Source organism: Kaistella palustris DSM 21579 (assembly GCF_000422265.1).
Classification (GTDB): Bacteria; Bacteroidota; Bacteroidia; order Flavobacteriales; family Weeksellaceae; genus Kaistella; species Kaistella palustris.
This window is the reverse complement of sequence record NZ_AULL01000002.1, coordinates 36,503-52,221: the sequence shown is the minus strand read 5'-3', so window position 1 is coordinate 52,221 and position 15,719 is coordinate 36,503. Positions and strand designations below refer to the sequence as shown.

At 35.3% G+C, this 15,719-nt stretch carries 13 protein-coding genes; all 13 read left to right on the top strand.

Going from position 1 to position 15,719, the window contains the following annotated elements; all coding sequences use genetic code 11:
- The first annotated feature begins 442 nt into the window (after positions 1-442).
- Entirely contained in the window at positions 443-1,291 is an 849-nt protein-coding gene (locus H562_RS0100525) for an ABC transporter permease (RefSeq protein ID WP_027375726.1), read from the top strand.
- A gap of 188 nt (positions 1,292-1,479) precedes the next feature.
- Positions 1,480-2,760, top strand: coding sequence for an ABC transporter ATP-binding protein (locus H562_RS0100520; RefSeq protein ID WP_027375725.1), 1,281 nt, complete (start codon positions 1,480-1,482; stop codon positions 2,758-2,760).
- Positions 2,745-4,625 (top strand): protein kinase domain-containing protein, encoded by a 1,881-nt coding sequence (locus H562_RS0100515; protein ID WP_027375724.1) that lies wholly within the window; start codon positions 2,745-2,747, stop codon positions 4,623-4,625. Before H562_RS0100520 ends, H562_RS0100515 begins: the two co-directional genes overlap by 16 nt.
- The gene (locus H562_RS14390; RefSeq protein WP_084466304.1) at positions 4,622-5,563 is read left to right on the top strand and encodes a glycosyltransferase family 2 protein; all 942 of its coding nucleotides are present in this window, start codon (positions 4,622-4,624) and stop codon (positions 5,561-5,563) included. The genes H562_RS0100515 and H562_RS14390 overlap by 4 nt, the downstream gene beginning before the upstream one ends.
- Entirely contained in the window at positions 5,560-6,498 is a 939-nt protein-coding gene (locus H562_RS15270) for a glycosyltransferase family 2 protein (protein WP_051190344.1), read from the top strand. Before H562_RS14390 ends, H562_RS15270 begins: the two co-directional genes overlap by 4 nt.
- Entirely contained in the window at positions 6,495-7,514 is a 1,020-nt protein-coding gene (locus H562_RS15475) for a glycosyltransferase family 2 protein (protein WP_084466295.1), read from the top strand. Before H562_RS15270 ends, H562_RS15475 begins: the two co-directional genes overlap by 4 nt.
- A gap of 54 nt (positions 7,515-7,568) precedes the next feature.
- Positions 7,569-8,591 carry an acyltransferase gene (locus H562_RS0100495; RefSeq protein ID WP_169463239.1) on the top strand — a complete coding sequence of 341 codons (1,023 nt, stop codon included), beginning with the start codon at positions 7,569-7,571 and terminating at the stop codon, positions 8,589-8,591.
- Entirely contained in the window at positions 8,569-9,711 is a 1,143-nt protein-coding gene (locus H562_RS0100490) for a glycosyltransferase family 4 protein (protein ID WP_027375722.1), read from the top strand. Before H562_RS0100495 ends, H562_RS0100490 begins: the two co-directional genes overlap by 23 nt.
- Before the next feature lie 210 nt (positions 9,712-9,921).
- A complete protein-coding gene (locus tag H562_RS0100485; RefSeq protein ID WP_051190343.1) occupies positions 9,922-11,055 on the top strand; it encodes a glycosyltransferase in 1,134 nt (377 codons plus the stop codon).
- Positions 11,056-11,102: 47 nt separating this feature from the next.
- The gene (locus H562_RS0100480; protein WP_027375720.1) at positions 11,103-12,197 is read left to right on the top strand and encodes an EpsG family protein; all 1,095 of its coding nucleotides are present in this window, start codon (positions 11,103-11,105) and stop codon (positions 12,195-12,197) included.
- Complete coding sequence (locus tag H562_RS0100475) at positions 12,197-13,084, top strand: glycosyltransferase family 2 protein (protein ID WP_027375719.1); 888 nt, start codon at positions 12,197-12,199, stop codon at positions 13,082-13,084. Before H562_RS0100480 ends, H562_RS0100475 begins: the two co-directional genes overlap by 1 nt.
- On the top strand, positions 13,081-14,202 hold the full coding sequence (locus tag H562_RS0100470; RefSeq protein ID WP_027375718.1) for a glycosyltransferase family 1 protein: 1,122 nt from the start codon (positions 13,081-13,083) through the stop codon (positions 14,200-14,202). The genes H562_RS0100475 and H562_RS0100470 overlap by 4 nt, the downstream gene beginning before the upstream one ends.
- Before the next feature lie 193 nt (positions 14,203-14,395).
- Entirely contained in the window at positions 14,396-15,397 is a 1,002-nt protein-coding gene (locus tag H562_RS0100465; protein ID WP_169463233.1) for a sugar-transfer associated ATP-grasp domain-containing protein, read from the top strand.
- Positions 15,398-15,719 lie beyond the last annotated feature (322 nt).

Here is a 15,719-nt window from a genome sequence, read left to right as displayed (position 1 = left end):
GAAAGTCCGCTGAAGAGGGGTGATAGTTTACAGTTGATAGTTGACAGTTGACAGTGGGTAAAACAGTTAGATCGAAATGTGCTGATTTGATAATTGGATAATTTGATAATTTGAAAATGTGCGAAGTGAGGATTTAACCCGTCATTGCGAGGAGGCGCCAAGCCGACGATGCTTCGACAGGCTCAGCAACCGTGCTTCGACAGGCTCAGCAACCATCCTTCGACAGGCGCAACACCCGTGGACAGGCGCAACAGCCCCGCTTCGACAAGAATGATATAAATTCACCACACTCACCCAAAGAAAAAGGCCCAAAAGCCACACTTGCAAAATATCACAATACCATCCATTTTTCCTTACTTTTGCTGCTGTCTGAAAAACAGCCCAAAAACTTTAAACTGCTGTAAAAACCTGATCTCACTTTCAACACGTTCTGCAAAACTATATGAACAAAGAAACGCCCACCACTTATTTCATCAATTCCAAACAGTCCGTTTTTTCACTTAATCTGAAAGAAGTCTGGGCCTACCGGGATCTTCTTTTAATGCTTGTTAAAAAAGATTTCATTACTTTTTACAAACAGACGGTCCTGGGACCGCTGTGGTTTATTGTGCAGCCCCTGCTCACCACCGCGATTTACGTATTGCTTTTTGGCAATATCGCGAAACTTTCCACCGACGGTATGCCGCAGATCCTGTTTTATCTTTCGGGCATCACAGTGTGGAACTATTTCTCAGAAAGTCTCACCAAGACCTCATCCGTCTTTACCGCCAATGCCGGAATGTTTGGCAAGGTATATTTCCCGCGGCTCATCATGCCGTTGTCGATTGTAGCGTCCTCGCTGCTCAAATTTGCCGTACAGTTTGGCATCTTTATTCTCGTACTGCTGTACTATGTGTTTTTTACCGAAGCCGTGCATCCCAACGCCTGGATTTTTCTGACGCCGGTCCTGGTTTTACTGATGGCCATGTTTGCACTTGGCATGGGAATGATATTCTCGTCGCTGACGACCAAATACAAGGACCTCAGTTTTCTGCTCACTTTTGGTGTGCAGCTTTTCATGTATATCACGCCCGTGGTTTATCCCACTTCCGCTTTGCCCGAAAAGTTCCGCTTCCTCGTCTATATGAATCCTTTATCTTCGGTGTTTGAATGCTTCAGGTATGCCTTTCTTGGTTCCGGCAGTTTTGATGTTATTAATCTGGTTTGGAGTGGCCTCTTCATCACGGTGATCTTAATTTTGGGCACGGTGATCTTCAACAAAGTCGAAAAGAGTTTCATGGATACGGTTTAATTTACGTCCTTCAATAGTTGAATTTTGCAATTCCCAATGGCCTGCACGCATCCGCTATCAACTGTTAACTTTCAACCGTCAACCATTTAAAGAAATTCACCATAAAACGCACAGATACAATTAAATTGTTATTTTTGCCCCTCACAACCCATTAACTGTCAACTGTCAACCCTCAACGCTTCACTCATTTGAAATCCTCAACCGCCATCATCGCCCACAACATCTCAAAACAGTACCGCCTTGGTGAAGTCGGCACAGGCACGATCTCCCATGACCTGAACCGCTTCTGGGCAAAAATGCGTGGTAAGGAAGATCCTTTCTTAAAAATTGGCGAGAGCAATGACCGCACTGCAAAGGGGGAGAGCGATTATGTCTGGTCTTTGAAGGACATCAATTTTGAAATTGAAAAAGGCGATGCCGTGGGAATCATCGGTCGGAATGGGGCAGGGAAATCGACGCTTTTAAAATTACTGAGCCGCGTTACGAAACCGACGACGGGACATTTTGAAGTGCAGGGCCGGATCGCTTCTTTACTGGAAGTAGGGACGGGTTTTAATCCGGAAATGACGGGTAGGGAAAACATCTTTCTGAATGGGGCGATCCTGGGAATGCGCCGCCAGGAAATTAAAAGGAAGTTTGATGAGATCGTGGATTTTGCAGGGGTGGAACGTTACATCGATACGCCTGTAAAACGCTATTCTTCCGGCATGTATGTGCGGTTGGCCTTTGCCGTAGCCGCGCATCTGGAATCTGAGATCCTGATCGTCGATGAGGTTCTTGCTGTTGGTGATGCCGAGTTTCAGAAAAAATGCCTGGGTAAGATGGGCGATGTGAGTAAAGGCGAAGGCAGGACGGTTTTATTTGTGAGTCATAATATGGCGGCGGTCCAAAGTTTGTGTGGTAAAGGGATTTTGTTGAATAATGGAACAATACAGTATAAAGGAGGTGTAGAGGAAACAATTAATTTGTATAGAAAGAATAATGAAATAGACAGCGCGGAAGTGTATGATTTTTCTAAACGTTTAGAGGATGAGAGCAAAGAAGTAATAATTTCCCATTTCAGTATACAAACTTCTTTGCTAAATAACACAGCAAATATAGGTGATCAAGTAAAATTTAACATTACTATTAAAAGCAAAATAGAAACTGCAGCGACCATTAGAATCACTGTGTTTAGCAAGGATGATGTGCGCGTTTATACTTTTGATTCAAAAGACATTGGTGTAAATTTTTTGCTTTCAGGAAAAGATAAAACGGATGAGTTTATTTGTGAGCCATTAAACGGATTTAATCTCAAACCTGATACCTATAAAATAAATGTTTCAGTCAAGTTTGGAGAACATATTTTTGATTATATTCAGGGTGCCGCATATTTACATGTTTTGGAAGGTGATTATTACAAGAATGGCAGATTGGTGGTTAATGACATGTCTATTTTTTTAATGAAACATCAATGGCAGAAAATATGAACCTAAGTGAAATTCATACTTTAATAATTTGGTCAAAAGCTGCTGAACACAAGGAAATTATAGTCAGAAAAATAGTCCAGCAGTTTAGCATTGTTAAAACTTTAAACTTTGAATGGGATACAAATAACTTTCTGCACAACTTGTTTCCATTTTATGCCCATTCTCAGCGACATCTTAACTTTGAAGACTATAAAAATTTATTGCTTGCCAAAATAGAACATTGTGGTGATGGTTCGTTTCAATTATTTGTATTCAGAGACGAACATCCAACTTATGATTGGCGGGAAACTTCTTCTGGGGCACGACAGGTCAATACTAACATATTTGACTTCAAAACATCTCTGCGTGAAATCACAGGTGGCGGGCATAAAATTCATGCTTCTGACAACACCTTTGAAAGCAATAAAGATTTAACCATACTGCTCGGAAAAAACACTGACGATTTTCTGGAAAACATAGATGTCTACAAAGATCATCAGAAGATAACTGAAAATTGTCTAGGTGTAAACGGTTTTAAAAATATTCATGAGTTATTTTATCTGCTCAATAATAGCATAGATTATATCGTTCTCCGTAATTATGAATGTCTTCCTGATGAATATACTTTGGAAGGGCACGGCGATATTGATCTTTTAGTTGAAAATCTAAATTATATAGTTTACTTATGTAGTGCTACACCAGAATATCCTTTAGATTCGCTTCGAGCACAATATAACGTACGTATTGGAAATGAAAATATTCCTTTCGATTTTAGATACGTAGGAGATAATTATTATGATCAAAAATGGCAAGAACATTTGCTGGAAACTAAAACACAATTTAATGCTGTTATACCAGTACCTAATGATAAAGATCACTTTTATTCGCTGTTATATCATGCCTATGTCCAGAAATATGAAGTGGCGCCAGATTATAAAATAAAGCTAGAACGATTATCTGAAAAGGCGAAAATAGAATACCATTCATTGATGCCCAACACCGCGGTTAAAAAAATATTGGACGGTTTCTTCGACAAACGAGGATACCGTTTTGTAGTACCTGTTGACCATTCTGTTTTTTATAATATGCAGTTCACAACATTAGGATATCAGCCAAAGGAGTATGGTGTACTTCTTTCACGGCAGGTGGCACGGTTAGGAAATAAAGCTATTTTTACTGACGTTTTTCATAATGTGGAAAAAAACTGCATTGTCAAAGTATGTTTAGATCCGATCGCATCTAATGAAGCGAATGGCTTAACAAAGTTGAAAGATCGGGATATAGCTCCAAAATTAATTAGCGCAACGAAAAAAGGTGATTTTACTTTGCTGCAAATGGAGTTTTTAAAAGGGGACCCTATCTCGAGTTTATATAGTCAGGGGTCATTTTGGACACTAAAAAATATAAAAAAGATTATAGAAGATAGTATTGGAATCTTAGAAATCCTAATTGACGAAGGAATACAACACAGGGATATTAAACCCGATAACTTTTTAGTTTTGAAAAAAAATAATACATTCCAATTAAAAATAATTGATTTTGGATGGGCGGACTACGATCAAAGTAATTCTCCTGTGCCATTTTTGTTGGGTAGTCCTTATGGATATGGTGAAGGGAAATTTAGCGACCCCTACGCACTTGGAAACACTTTAAAAGAAACTTTTATCAGGTTTCCTTCCATTGTTAAAATCATTGAAAGTTCTTTATTGACTTTTACGCCAGAGGATAATCTACAATTAAAAGCTCGAATGAATGATGTACGTAAAAATTTTGAGAATCTTCAACTTACACCGAAGGAAAAGATCATCCTTACTTTAAAACGTTATCCCCAGAGTATTCTAGCTATAAAAAAAATTAAGTGCAAAAGTCAGAAAACAGTAAGATGAAGAACGTATTTGCAATTGTGGTTACGTGGAATGGAATGCAGTATAATTGGATTGATAAATGCCTAACCAGTTTAAAAAATGCAGGTGAAGGCGTTCAAACTATTGTTATAAATAATGCATCTTCTGACGAAACAGTGAGTTACATTAAAAGTGTATTTCCTGAAGTGGTGCTCATTGCCTCTGAAAAAAATCTTGGTTTTGGTGCTGCAAATAATCTTGGACTTGAAAAAGCCCTGGATCTTGGAGGTGAGTATTTTCTATTATTAAATCAGGATGCCTGGGTTATTGGCGATAGTTTAGAAAAACTCGTTAATATTAGCAGAAAGACTCCGGAATATGGTATTATATCTCCATTGCACCTTAATGGTGGCGGAGATGAATTAGAGCCTTTTTTTGAATCTGTTATCGGTAGTGAAAGATGTAAAGGATTATATTCTGACTTTGTATTAGACAGGGTCGAGGATAGGGTTTATGAATCAGGATTTATTAATGCCGCAGCTTGGTTGATTACGAAAGAATGCCTTAAAAAGGTGGGCGGGTTTAGTCCTTCCTTTTACCATTATGGTGAGGACGATAATTTTGTTGATAGGTTACTACACAAAAAATTGAAAATTGGAGTTTATCCCCATGCAAAGATCTGTCATGACAAATTAAACAGTAAAACGCATGCAGCATCTGACGAAGATAAATACAGATTGCGGATGATGTCACTTATTTTATCAGCGCCAAATCAGCTCTTCAATTTTCGACATTATTATTTATTTTATTGCAAAGAAGTTGTAAAAAGAACATTTAAAGGGAACTTCAATGGAGCGTTCCAAGCTGTAAATGATTTAAAATATTTGATAACAGAGAGAATAAATATTGAAAAGTATCGTAGGATATCAATAGAAGATCATTCCTTTGCATTTCTTAAATGTAATCCCGATAAATTATGATCTCAGTAATTGTTCCCGTTTATAATGCGGGAAAGTATTTGGAGCAGTGTATAGAATCTATCGTAAGACAGAAAATCGCGGATTTTGAAATAATTCTAATCAATGACGGATCCACTGATCGTAGTGGAGAGATATGTGATAAGTATGTTTGCTTAGATGAGAGAGTCCGAGTTTTCCATCAACAAAATGCTGGTGTAAGCAATGCCAGAAATGTAGGGATCAAAGCCGCAGTAGGCGAATGGATCACTTTTATTGATAGTGATGATTATATCACCGAAAATTATTTTAATAGTATTACCGACAATTTAAATGCTGATTGGATTTTAGTAAATATTTCGCGGGACTTAAATAGCGAGATTCACGAACATCTAAAGCTTGTAGATAGACGGTACGAAAAAACTTCTTTTATAAAAGATTTTTTTTTGTATCCACATTTTCCCGGACCATGGGCCAAATTTTTTAAAAGAGATATTATAATTAACAATAAACTACAGTTTAACCCTGACTTAAAATTTGGGGAAGACGCATTGTTTAATCTACAGTATCTTAATCTTTGCAAAATTATTCAAACAAATACAAAAACTACTTACATTTATAGAGATACGGAAAACGGTCTAAGTCAATTACATTTTGATATTAAAAATGATCGTCTACTATATCACGAAATTAAAAAAGCTCTTAAGGACTATAAAGGAACCGAGTTTTACAAAAAGTCTTTACATTTCCCATTAAGTAGAATGATTAGAATATTGTATTTTGATAAATCTCTGACTTCCTCGCAACGCCGTTCTCATTTAAAGGAACTTGTTGAAGAAAATTACGAGATTATTTTAGGGATTTATGTAAATCCTAAAATTAGACCTTTATTTTACATTGCTCATAAAACGGGTTCTTATTATTCGCTCAATTATACTCTTTCAAAATTACACAAATGAAAATCTCTGTAATAGTACCAGTATACAATGTTGAAAAATATTTGCATCAATGTATTAATTCAATAATCGCTCAAACTCACCGTGCTTTAGAAATTATTTTGGTTAATGATGATTCCACAGATAATTCTGGGAAGATTTGCGATGAGTTTGCTGAACTTGATAATCGAATTAAAGTGATCCACCAAAAAAATGGCGGTGTTTCAGTAGCCCGGAATACAGGAATTGACGCAGCTTCGGGTGATTATATTACCTTTGTTGATAGCGATGATTGGATTGAGCCGGAAATGTACGAAAATATGACACAAGTAATTGATGATACGAATCAAACCGATGTGGTTATGTGTGATTATTATCACGTCGGACCTGAAGGTAGAAGCGAAATGGCGCGCGATATTAAGGGTGGTTTGTTCGATAAAAATGATATTATAGCGCAATTTTATCCTACCCTTTTGGTAACTGAAGACTTTGGAGGTATTCCCGTCTTGTCAGCGTGCGTCTGTTTAATCAAAAAAGAAATATTAATAAACAATGAGGTTTATTTTGATCCCTTATTAAAATTTGGAGAGGATTACTTGTTTACGCCGGCATATATGGTGCATGTAAATTCCTTCTTTTATATGAAAGGAAAGTTCTATTATAATTACCGGCAACATGTTTTATCCCGATCGAGAAAATTCCAGAGAGAATGGTGGGAGAATTTCGTAGATCTCCATAATAAGTTAGGTCTATTGCTTGAAAATAATACTAAATTCGATTTCAGCAGACAACTTAAATTACAACTTATTCATTCAGCGTTTCTTTCGCTGGACCGAATCTATATAGACAAAAGTTTCACCGATTTAGAAAAAATCAGGGAGATCAAAAATATAATGCATGATAAGAATTTATCTGTCGCTTTTAAAAAATTTAAATTTCGAACTCGTCACAACGGTATCAAAATCGTCGGCTTTGCAATGAAAAATAAGATGGCATTAACTTATTTCGCTTACCGAAAGTTAATTTCATCCGTAAAATAACCTATTCAAAATCATTTCGATAAAAATTCTATGGATGAGACGAGAGACATTAATGTGAAAATTCAGAATTATGAATGGGTAGATTCACTTAGAGTTTTGGCTACATTTAGTGTCATTATACTTCATGTGGCAGCTCGCCTGGCCGTTCAATACGGAAAAATAAGCGATTCGGAATGGTGGACAGCAAATATCTACGACAGCATCGTTCGTTTTTGTGTGCCTATTTTTTTGATGATCTCTGGCACTGTTATTTTCAGCAAAACCTATATCAGTACAAAATATTTTTTACAAAAAAGACTGGCTAGAATCGTTTGGCCGTTTCTGTTCTGGACTTTCATTTACATATTTAAGGATCTTTTCTTTCAATTTGTTCAGGGTGAACCTTTAACGGTTGTTAATATTTTGTCTTTTATACTTATCCAATTTAAAGAAGGAGCAAGTGTACATTTATGGTTTGTGTATATGATTATCGGTCTATATTTATTTTTTCCGATCGTAGCAAAGTGGATTCATAATAGCGAGAGAAGAGATATAGAATATTTCCTGATTTTGTGGGTCGCTATTATGATACTTAATTTACTAGCGCTGCAGAGTCTCGTTAAGCAATTTCACTTGATCTACTACTCAGGGTTTATTGGCTATCCCATCTTAGGTTATTATCTAACCAATTTCAAAGCTATTTTAGAGCGAAAAATCTTACTTTTCTCAGCGGCCCTGCTCGGAATTTCAATTTCGGCTGTAGGAACTTTCATTTTAACACAGAGAGATGGCATTTTTAACGAATTCTTTTTTAAATATCTCACGCCCAATGTTCTTATGGTGTCCTGTGCTGTTTTTCTTTATTTTAAAAATTGGGTGAATGTTTCAGGCTGGTTAAAAAAAATGATAATATTCCTGAGTAAATACAGTTACGGAATTTTCCTCGTGCACATGTTGGTCTTGTGGGTCATAGAGATTAAATTGAAAAATGTCTTAATTGATCCCGTAGTTGGAATTCCTTTAATCAGTTCATTATGTCTCGCTGGAATTATATACATTTTACATAAAATACCTTATGGGAAATACGTTGCGGGATAGAATATCAAATGTCTCCACAACTAATGAGAATAATATGCGATTGCTATATATTACAAATGGTATAAATGGTTCGGGCGGTCTTGAACGCGTTCTATCAATTAAGGCCTCTGCGCTCGCGAAACAACATGGTTACGCAGTAGCCATTGTAGTGTTGAATGATGCGCACAAAAATCCTTTTTATATTTTTAATCCTAAAATTGAGTTGATGACCATCCAGGTGGGAGGAAATGCCTTGTCGTATATTGCAAAATACAAAAACGGGTTGCAACAGGCTGTTGATCTGTTCAATCCGGATGTTATTTCTGTCTGCGATGACGGGTTAAAGGCCTACTTCATTCCCCATTTTATAAAGACTTCGGCAAAAATTATCTATGAGCGTCACGTGTCAAAATTGATAGGAACTAGAGATGATAACGGTATCATTAAGAACGCAGTTACGAGTTCCAAATGGTGGCTCATGGAAAATCTTGCACGCAAATTTGACCGTTATGTTGTACTTACGCCGGGAAATCGGCGGGAGTGGACTACATTGCAAAATATGCAAGTGATAGCGAATCCACTGCCGTTCTCTTCATCTAGAACTTCAACGCAGAAAAACAAGATTGTCATCTGTGTTGGTAAAATTGGCTACCAGAAAGGTCAGGATCTTTTGGTTAAAGCCTGGTCACAGGTACATTCGCAATTCCCCGATTGGCAACTCCATTTGTATGGAAAGGAGAATTTAGATTTTCTAGATACCAATAATTTAAAAGAGAATATTCATTATTTTCCCCCTGAGAAAAATATTGATCAGAAATATCTAGAATCTTCGATTTGTGTTATGTCATCGAGATTTGAGGGCTTCGGTATGGTATTAGTTGAGGCGATGGAATTCGGTTTACCCTGCGTAAGTTTTGCCTGTGATTACGGGCCTTCAGATATTATCGTAGATGGAGTTGATGGTTTTTTGGTACAGAAAGAAGATGTTACGGCCCTGAGTAAGCAATTGACTGTTCTTTTGGGTGACGAGGACCTGCGTGTGAAAATGGGAAAAAAGGCAAAAGAAAATGTCCAACGTTTCGCTCCTGCAGAAATTGTGAATAATTGGGATCGATTATTCCGTGAACTTTGCCGATTATAAAAACCAACGTGCCTTACCGGCTTGAAAATAATAAGTATCTTTTAAAGTTAGCTGCAAATTATTTCAAACGGGCATTAGAACTTTCTGTACGGCGTAAAAAATATAGCGTAATTTGCAAAACAATTTAATTCATATGAACATAAAAAAAAAATATTTATTACGTCCCACAGTTTGCGTATAGACGGAGTAAGCAGAAGTCTTATTGGATTATTGGCCAGCATTGATTATACAGAGTATGATGTCGACTTATTTTTAATATTGCACGAAGGAGCGCTGATGAATTCAATTCCGGCGGAAGTGAATTTGCTGCCTGAAATAAAAAAATACAGGTCTATTTTGTGTCCGGCAAAGGAAGTGCTTACAAATGGGTTTGTCGATGCTATTTTTACAAAAGTCAAAAGCAAAAGACAAGCAGCACGTTATGTAAAGCAAAATAAAATTAGCTCTCAAAACATGGTGTATCCTGTGTATTTGCATAAAAATATGGCTAAGGTCTTGCCCGAGATCACCAATAAACATTATGATCTCGCTATCAGCTTTTTAAATCCACATTTTATTACTGCGAAAAAAATTAAAGCTCGGAAAAGATTGGCTTGGATTCATAATGATTATTCGAAGTTCGAGTTTGACAAAAAAATAGAAATTGAGATGTGGGACCATTATGATTATATTGTTTCTATTTCCCACGACACTAGCACTGCATTTATTAATGAACTTCCTGAACTGCGGAACAAGGTTGTTTTAATAGAAAACATTTTGAGTCCTAAAACTATTCGTGACGAAGCAGACAGATTTACCGTTAGTAACGAGATGCACGATGAAGAAAATTCTTTTAAAATTTTGAGTGTGGGTCGGTTTGTTTATCAGAAAAATTTTGAAAATATTCCTGCCATGGCTGATATATTAAGGCAAAAAGGAATTCAATTCAAATGGTACCTTATAGGTTTTGGGGAAGTAGATCTCGTTAAAACTGAAATTTATAAATATAATTTACAGGATATAGTGAAAATATTGGGTGAGAAAGATAATCCCTACCCTTATATTAAAGCTTGCGATCTATACGTACAACCTTCCCGTTTTGAGGGTAAATCGGTATCAGTCCGGGAAGCACAAATTTTATGCAAGCCTGTTATAATTACAGCGTACCCTTCTGCACTTAGTCAACTTGAAAATAATATAGATGGCGTAATTGTTCCGCTCGGTAATGAAGGATGTGCTAACGGAATTGCGGAAGTTATAGATGATACCCGCTTGCTAGAAAGGCTTCAAAATAACTGCCAACAACGTAATTATGGAAATGAAAGCGAGATAAAAAAGATTTATAATTTTCTTGCAGAGAATTAGCAACCATGGTTGGGTCATTAATTATAAAAAAAACTTAAACTTACCTATTGTTCGACTGGATTCCCATAAGCGACTACACTGCTGTTTATTATCATGTCATGTTGTTCATGATGTTAGTTACTTTGTTGCATGTCTATCAAAATGACTTGTTTGATCTACGAACGATCACTTTTTCATTTGTGATGGGTACTGTACTTCTTCTCTTTATTATATTTTACCTCGGTACGCGGCCAATTAGCTATGTTTTTGCGGATATGGCAACCTACGGTAAATTCTATAACCGTGTTGCTGCTGGTGAAACCCCAATAGTTAGAAAAGACTATTTATTTAATTATTTTCTGATAGGTTCCACTAAAATAATGAGTGCCCGCTGGTTTTTTTTTATTTGTGGATTGATTTACACCCTACCCCTTTATCTATTCTCTAAAAAATATTCCGGATCTTTTTGGTACTTTACTTTTTTTATATTCATCGGCTCTTTTATGTATTGGCCTTTCGGAACCAATGGTGTTAGAAATGGCTTAGCAACCTCATTAATTGTATTAGCATTATGTTTTTATGAACGTAAAATAGTGATGTATGCCATAATGGCGTTGGCTTTTGGCATGCACAATTCAGTGATTATTCCGATTGCAGCTTTCGTTATTTCGGGCTTTTATAAAAATCCTAAAATTTATCTTTGGATCTGGCTTTTAGCAATTCCCCTTTCTTTAATTGGCGGGCATTTTTGGGAAACTCTGTTTGGTGGTTTGGGCTTTAGTGACGATACAAGAGCCGGAGATTATCTTACCAAAGGAAACATTAATAAAGATGTTTTTGCCTACACAGGCTTCCGTTGGGATTTTTTATTTTATTCTTGCTTTGCGGCTTTTGCTGGCTGGTATTTCATTTTCAAGAGAGACATTACCGACAAATTTTATATTCACCTTTGGGGCATTTATATGATTGCGAATGCATTCTGGATTTTGGTAATACGAGCCAATTTTTCTAATCGCTTTGCTTACCTTTCTTGGTTTTTAATGGCGCCCGTGATTGCCTATCCGCTCTTGCGTTATAAATTATTTCCGAATCAGTATCGAGTTATAGGTGTGATTTTGGCAGTTTATTATTTATTCACTTATTTTATGTTTATAAAAGGATAATGAAAAAAATCACTGTATTTACGCCCACTTTTAATCGCAAGCATTTACTACCAAGATTGTATGAAAGTTTAATAAACCAAACTGATAAAAACTTTATTTGGATGGTGATTGATGATGGGTCAACCGATGGAACTGATGAACTTATTGCGAAGTGGATTGAAGAAAAAAAAGTGGATGTTCAATACCATTATAAAGAAAATGGCGGCATGCATACCGGTCATAATTTAGCTTATCAATTAATAGAAACAGAATTAAATGTTTGTATTGATTCTGATGACTTTATGCCTGATGATGCGGTCGGACTTATTATAAGTAGATGGAACAACATCGTTGATAAATCTAAAATTGCGGGAATCATCGGTTTAGATAATGATGCGGAAGGAAAGATAATAGGAACGAAGATACCTGAAAACTTAGTGAAAGGTAGTTTATATGAAATATATAATAACCATAAAGTTACAGGTGATAAAAAAATTATTCTAAGAACAGATGTTGTACGAGAATATCCTTCGTATCCAGAATATGAGGGTGAAAAATTAGTTCCTCTTGGATTGCTTTACTTAATGATAGGAAATGAATATGATTTTATATATTCCAACGACGTATATTGTACCGTAGAGTATCAGCAAGGAGGTTCCTCAAACTCAATTTTGAACCAGTATAGACAGTCACCTAAAGGTTTTGCTTATGCGAGAAAAACTAAATTAAAATACGATAAGAGTTTTAAAGACCAATTTAGAGTTTATACACATTTAATATCATCTTCCTTTTTCGCAAAAGACCTATCTTTGGCATTTAAAGGTGTCAATCCGTTATTATGTTTATTGGCCTATCCCTTTGGCATACTACTACATATATATATATTATTGCGAATCAAATTATCATGAGTGCACCCGTCCGGATTTTACAAGTTGTAACGACAATGAACTTGGGAGGGTTAGAAAATTTCTTGATGAATCTATATAGAAATATAGATCGCTCCAAAATTCAATTTGATTTTTTGGTTCATCGCGACGCACCAGGTACTTTCGACGATGAAATTAGATCTCTTGGTGGGAGAATATATAATGTCGGGCCCATCAACCCAAAAACTTTATTAAGTTATAGAATAAAACTTCGAAAATTTTTTGAGCAACATTCGGAATTTAGTATTGTTCACTCTCATTTAAATACATTAAGTGTTTTCGTTCTTTTTGAAGCTAAAAAACGTGGTATTTCCGGTAGAATTGCTCACTCACATGCAAGTACTGCAAGTCGAAAATACGGATTCTATCGTAGCGTTTTAATAGGGCTTGTCACTAAATATAGTTCTCACAATATAGCATGTTCCGCCGATGCCGGGAAATGGTTATTTGGGGATGATACTTTCACAATAATTAAAAATAGTATAGATTGTGAAAAATTTGCTTTTAATGTTGAAACCAGACAATCTTTACGGAAAAATTTGCAAATATCCGACGACACCGTAGTTTTCGGGAATGTTGCTAGCTTTAGTCCGGTTAAAAATCATTCATTTCTTTTAGAAATTTTTTCCATTTACCACAAAACAAACCCAAATTCTTATCTGATTCTGATGGGTGATGGCATATTACGAGACGAAATCAAACTTAAAATAAATGAGTTAGATATTAGTGAAAATATTATTTTATTAGGTGCAATTCAAAATACATATGATTATTTAAATGTTATTGATATGTACATATTTCCTTCTCTTTCGGAAGGATTCGGCCTTGCTTTATTAGAGGCACAATGTAATGGTATTCCCATAATAATGTCTGATACAATGCCAGAAGATATAAATATAACCGATTTAGGTAGAAGAGTGTCACTAAATGATCATCCTGAAAAGTGGTCAGAAGAAATTTTCCGAATTCTTGATCTACCATCTGTTCCCCGAATTAGTTATAAAGATGTTGTTATTGCTGCTGGATTTGATGTGGAGAATAATGTTCAAATCCTTTCCGGCTTTTATGAAGAGTTTTTATTAAATGTACGACTGCTTTAGCGATTGTTCTGGATTTAAGCTGGTCAGCAATATTTTTACTAGATTTCGAAAACCTAAACAATAGTGATAAGACATGTTAAAACAAATAATGAGAATAAATAAGTTCCCATTTCATAAAAAAGCACTATCGACGGTAAAATATTTGTTTTATTATGGAGTATCTACTATACTGTATAAACTTCATTTAAAGAAAATGAAAGAAAATGGTTTAAATATTATTGCATTAGAAAGAAACGATACTGAAATCTATAAAAAGTATTGGAAACCTTTCCATTGGAATATTGAAACTGATACTATTCATATTGTTCATACACTTTCTGGGAAATTTGATAGAAGAATAATTCCTGAAAACATATTCTTTTCTGATATTGAATTAACGTTAAATTATTCCAAAAGCAAATATTTTTTGACGAACAAAAGTATGTACAATAGATGGTACAAGTCCGATTTGTTTCCGAAGGATTACTTGCACAAGATGAATGAAATAATATACGATTCTAATCTTGTCGAATTAAGCAACACTGGTGTACTGAATGAAACATTACAATTGGTTAAATTTCCTGTAGTAATTAAACCAAATATAGATACATCAGGAGGAAGTAACATCTTCTTCATTAATGATTTAGTAGAATTGAAAGAAAAAATGAGAACTCTAAAAAATTATGTGGTTCAAGAACGGTTAGTACAAAATACCTTTTTCTCTAATATTACAAATGCGCATACAATACGAGTTTGTTTATACAAATCGGTGAAGGATAATCAAGTTCATATTTTAAATATGGCCCTTAGAATGGGAAAAGATGGCTCTTTAGATAATGATGGGGCTGGTGGAATCGCATTGAGCATAAACGAAAAAACAGGTAAGGCTGGAGGTGTAGCATATAACAAATACGGTACAAAATATCATAAACATCCTAATTCGAATGTGGCGTTAGATTTTACCATCCCATATTTTGATAAGTTGTGTGCTAATTCTGTAGATATTTGCGAGAATATCATTGATTTACGAATTATTAGTCTAGATATGTTTTTAGATTCCAATAATGAATGGCGAGTTATTGAAGTCAATTTGTATGGTCACTCTATACGTTTTGCACAATATTTTGGCAAACCCTTTTTTGGTGAATTTACAGATGAAGTAAAAGAATATTGCTTAGTAAATCACTGGGCTTTTCAAGATCAAAAATTACTTTAACAAATTTATATTTTAATATTCTTATCATTAGTGTAATTAGAATAAAAAAAATAATTAAATAACCGGGTAATCACCTCTTAGTATTAAAGGTAGGAGGATCACTATTTTGAGAAAGCACGTAACATAAATTATACTATTTAATATATGTTTTTTCTGCAGGATTTTTCATTAAATGATAAAATAGTTTAAATAAGAGAATTTGTAGAATTTTATACAAAAATAACAGTCCTTAATATTTAAAAATGTTATACCATCATGCTTTAAGCATGAGAAACTATTGTTGAATTTCAACCGTTGCAAAATGCACGGCGAAATTTCAAAA

What these genes read in the sequence shown, in the direction of transcription:
- H562_RS0100465 (WP_169463233.1), top strand. Translation starts at nt 14,396, where the DNA reads ATGAAAGAAAATGGTTTAAATATTATTGCATTAGAAAGAAACGATACT.
- H562_RS0100490 (WP_027375722.1), top strand. Translation starts at nt 8,569, where the DNA reads ATGGGAAATACGTTGCGGGATAGAATATCAAATGTCTCCACAACTAAT.
- H562_RS0100475 (WP_027375719.1), top strand. Translation starts at nt 12,197, where the DNA reads ATGAAAAAAATCACTGTATTTACGCCCACTTTTAATCGCAAGCATTTA.
- H562_RS14390 (WP_084466304.1), top strand. Translation starts at nt 4,622, where the DNA reads ATGAAGAACGTATTTGCAATTGTGGTTACGTGGAATGGAATGCAGTAT.
- H562_RS15475 (WP_084466295.1), top strand. Translation starts at nt 6,495, where the DNA reads ATGAAAATCTCTGTAATAGTACCAGTATACAATGTTGAAAAATATTTG.
- H562_RS0100515 (WP_027375724.1), top strand. Translation starts at nt 2,745, where the DNA reads ATGGCAGAAAATATGAACCTAAGTGAAATTCATACTTTAATAATTTGG.
- H562_RS0100470 (WP_027375718.1), top strand. Translation starts at nt 13,081, where the DNA reads ATGAGTGCACCCGTCCGGATTTTACAAGTTGTAACGACAATGAACTTG.
- H562_RS0100525 (WP_027375726.1), top strand. Translation starts at nt 443, where the DNA reads ATGAACAAAGAAACGCCCACCACTTATTTCATCAATTCCAAACAGTCC.
- H562_RS15270 (WP_051190344.1), top strand. Translation starts at nt 5,560, where the DNA reads ATGATCTCAGTAATTGTTCCCGTTTATAATGCGGGAAAGTATTTGGAG.